Genomic DNA, 2,774 nt, shown 5'->3' on the forward strand with positions numbered 1-2,774 from the left:
TCAAACATAATAATTGTTTACGTTCCCGAATAATCGCTGTTAGAATAGCGCCGTTCCCGCAAAGGCGAACACATTATTCGAAAGCCAAAGATTTGCACGAAACGTTTATTGTCAGTTAGAAAGGTAAGATTTATGAAGATTAGCAGCGGTGTTTTGCCTCTTTTGATCGGCTCCTACGCCAAACGGTACGGAGTTGAACTTATGATGTACGGTCACACGGCCTACACTAACGGAAAACAGATCACTATTCCCAGACTGGACTTAAGCGACAGCGCCGGCCAGGAAATGGCCTACGGCTACGTCGCCCATGAGTGCGGACATCTGGTGTTCACCGATTTCGACTGCTTTAAGGATTTGCGGCAGGATTCCGCTGATTTCGGGATGTTTAACGCCCTGGAGGATGCCCGGGTAAATTTCCTGCAAACCCGTTCCTGGCCGGGACTCCTTAAGACCTTTAATTTTCAGTATGACACCCTGAAGCGGGAATCCTGCGAGTTTTTAAGACAGCTCCGGGATTCCGGGGATATGACCACGCTTCTGATTCTCTATTGCAACTACCGTTCCCACTGGGAAGCCGGATTTACCGGCCGGGGCGTCCGTCATCTCCTCAGATTCTCCCATATGGCTCTTCTTTCCCTGCTTCCGGAAGCCGTTATCGGGATGCTGAATCACATCATTTATCGGGTGGCATTCCGGCAGACATCGGATGATGTGATGCAGGTGGCGGCAGCGGCGCTGGAGTTTATCCGGAAGTATATTCGCAAGAACAATGCCGAGTATGACCGGGCCGTGAAGAAACATGAGGCTCAGCCGTCTCCCGCCGAGGCGGAGGAGGATCTGTTTTCGGAGCAGAGCCGCATGCCCCGGAGCCGCAAGGTGAGCTTTGATCGGGTATTCAAGGATATGGACTTTCCGAAGGATCTCCTTAAGAGGCTTTCGGATGACTTCACGGAAATGCTTAATGCCGAGACCCCGGATGATGCTCCTGCGGGGCGGGTCAGCCGGATGAAGGCTCTTTCAAGAACCTTCAACGGCAATGCGCCTTCGGTCGCCGGAGAGATCGAGCGCCGCTCCTACTCCACCGGAGGATCGCAGGATTTCGGCGGCACGGTTACTGGAATTCCCCGGCCGGCTCTCAATGACCAGCTGTACCAGAAGGTGATCAGAAACGGCAGCTTCCGTTATCAGATCGAAAGCATGATGCGTTCCTATGACGAGTGGATGAACGGAACGAAAACCTCCGGCAAGGAGGTGGACGTTCTCGCTTATGCCGGCAGAGTCATCAATAACTTTCATGTTTTCAAGAGCAAGAGCATCAGACAGTGCGTGAACACCACGGTGCATCTTCTGGTGGATGCCTCGGGATCCATGGCGGCTCTCTGCCCGGACTCCAATATCCGGAGATACGAGGTGGCCAATCAGGTGGCGCTGTCCCTGGCTCTGGGCATGGAAAACATCAGCAACCTCACCTCCGAGGTGACCTACTTTCCGGGCACCTATGCGGAGTTTGACACCATCAGAACTCCGAAGCAAAGCGTTAAAAGCCGGGCCCGGTATTTTGATCAGATGCCCCACAGCTGCACCCCGCTGACCCAGGTTCTTCTTCATGCGGTGGAAAGGCTCCCGGAAAAAAGCCCGTATCAGAGAGATATCATCATCGTGATTACGGACGGCAAGCCGGACTGCTTTGACACCGCCAAAAAGGTCATTGACCGCTGCGGGGAGCTGGGCGTTGAAATCTACGGCATCGGCATCGGAGAAAACACCGCCGTCAGCGATCTCTTCAGAGAAAGCGAAAAGGTGTCAGACGCCGCCGAGCTTCCGGAAGCCATGAAGAGGCTCATGAAGAGAACCTTTTTCAGAAAGTTTGACATTATGGCGCATACCACCCTGGCCAAAATCATGGCCGCAAAAATGTCCCATATCTGACCTCTGTCTTTTTTGTCAGGGATTCCGATAACAGGATTTTTATGCGTAACAGGGGGGATTTGTGCACGATTTTTACGCTGAGGCGCTGGTCACCTACAGACGGCGCTATAACGAACTTTTTAAAGAAACAGGCGACACCGTCATTTCAAGAGTCGAGGACGGCTATGCCAAACATATTCTGCAGGGCCGGGTTCTGGAAAGGCTCGCGTTGGAAATGCTGGAGCTGTTCTATCGTGAAGACTTAGGGACTTTCGACATCTTTAAGGGCGATAACGAAATTCAGGTAATGCCGCAAAGCAGAACCTTTAATCTGGACGTATTTGCAAAGCTTTCCCGGAAAAAAGATCAGAAAGAAGATCAGAAGGAGGAAGCGAACCGGGGGGAAAACGGCCGGAAAAAGCCGGCCCGGAACATCGGCGTATCGCCGGACGAGATGTATCTGGGGCTGGAGATCCAAAATTACACGTTTTGCGCGGAGAGGTTTTTCATCAGCTGGGCAGCTATGGCAGCAGCGCAGAACAAAGGCGCGGCGACAAAGGATCTGAGAACCGCTCCGGGATTGATAGCGGTAATTTCCACGGCTGGATTCGGCAAGGAGGCCGCAGGCGGCATTGACGACTGGTGTTTTGTCTGGAAATCAATGCCGTGCAGAGCTATCGATGATAAAGTCCTGGGGAAGCCGCATTCCAGAGGACTTAATCTCCTGATCATCAATCTGAAGAAATTCAGGCAACAAGTGAAAACTCCCAAAACCTTTCTGGAATTTTACCTGGCGTTTTTGAATTGCGGCACATATGAAGATATCGAGGCTCTCCTGAAGATGGATCCTGATGGTATAATGGAAG

At 52.1% G+C, this 2,774-nt stretch carries 2 protein-coding genes; both read left to right on the forward strand.

From position 1 onward, the window contains the following. The first annotated feature begins 132 nt into the window (after positions 1 to 132). The gene (locus tag ACJROR_RS00480; RefSeq protein WP_406545383.1) at positions 133 to 1,929 is read left to right on the forward strand and encodes a VWA domain-containing protein; all 1,797 of its coding nucleotides are present in this window, start codon (positions 133 to 135) and stop codon (positions 1,927 to 1,929) included. Positions 1,930 to 1,990: 61 nt separating this feature from the next. Beyond that, positions 1,991 to 2,774 (forward strand): hypothetical protein (locus tag ACJROR_RS00485; protein ID WP_406545384.1); only part of this gene is annotated, 784 nt, incomplete at its 3' end.

The organism is Succinimonas sp., assembly GCF_045225735.1.
Lineage (GTDB): Bacteria > Pseudomonadota > Gammaproteobacteria > Enterobacterales > Succinivibrionaceae > Succinimonas.